Annotated in this window: 1 protein-coding gene; it reads right to left on the reverse strand. The window is 46.0% G+C overall.

Annotated features, from left to right (window positions below; genetic code table 11):
• Positions 1–647: transposase (locus CIK87_RS03690; protein ID WP_173823478.1), on the reverse strand; the 647-nt coding region annotated here is incomplete at its 3' end.
• Positions 648–657: the final 10 nt, after the last annotated feature.

Raw genomic sequence — 657 nt, forward strand, 5'->3', positions numbered from 1 at the left:
GCAAAGAAACCGCTATCCATGCGGACCAGCCCGACACGTTTGCCCTCAAGTTTTGAGAGCGTGTCCTCAAGAAACGACAGATAATTGGTACTTGCGGATGTGTTGCCTGGACGTAGCCAGTAATTTGCTATCATCCTTACATCGGAAACGAATGCAAGGAGAGGATGATGCGAGAGTCGTCCAGGACGTTTTGGGTTGTATCCTTTGGCTGCTCCTTCCTGACTTCCCTCACGGACCATCACTGTAGAATCGAAGTCTAAAGTGTAGTTGTCGAACTTCAACTCGGAGAAAAACCAACGGAACAAATTTCCGAAAACACGCTGGTTGACAGCTTGAGAGAATTTATTGAGATAGCGCTGGTATGCACGATGGTCTGCTCCACGTTCCCATCCTAATAGGTCACATAGTGCAGCGTCATAACGAACCACGTCAAGATGACCAAAGCAACTTGCGCCACACCACACACCTGCAAACAATCCCAATATCAGCTGGATCGGTTTGTAACCACGGTTGGAACCTTGAAGAGGTACACCACTTTGCATAACATGCTCTTCAAAATGGCATTTCTCAAGCATTTTGAAGAACAGGGAAAGACCACCAAAAGGTGTTATTTCCTTATTTACAAACTTTATGTCACAGTTTCGCATCGGAGTATAT

It is taken from the genome of Prevotella sp. P5-64 (assembly GCF_002251285.1).
Lineage (GTDB): Bacteria > Bacteroidota > Bacteroidia > Bacteroidales > Bacteroidaceae > Prevotella.